The organism is Veillonella parvula (assembly GCF_024461875.1).
Lineage (GTDB): Bacteria > Bacillota > Negativicutes > Veillonellales > Veillonellaceae > Veillonella > Veillonella parvula_I.
In genome coordinates, this window is sequence record NZ_JANGAL010000045.1 from 1 (window position 1) to 271 (window position 271).

Annotated in this window: 1 protein-coding gene; it reads left to right on the forward strand. The window is 42.4% G+C overall.

Annotation, left to right across the window (positions count from 1 at the left end):
- Nucleotides 1-63: 63 nt before the first annotated feature.
- The coding region (locus NE668_RS09805) for a DNA topoisomerase (RefSeq protein WP_256196783.1) at nt 64-271 on the forward strand (208 nt) is incomplete at its 3' end.

Genomic DNA, 271 nt, shown 5'->3' on the forward strand with positions numbered 1-271 from the left:
CTTGGAATCGGGCGTCCGAGTACGTATGCCCCTACGATTTCAATCATACTTGGGCGCAGATATGTGACAAAAGAGGCGAAAAATTTATATTTGACGGAAATTGGGGAAGTGGTGAACAATATTATGAAACAATCTTTCCCAAGTATTGTGGATGCAAATTTCACGGCAAATATGGAAGGCCTTTTAGATATGGTTGAGGAAGGAAAGGTTGCATGGAAAGATGTGATCCGTAATTTTTATCCGGATCTGGATGAGGCGGTAAAACGTGCGG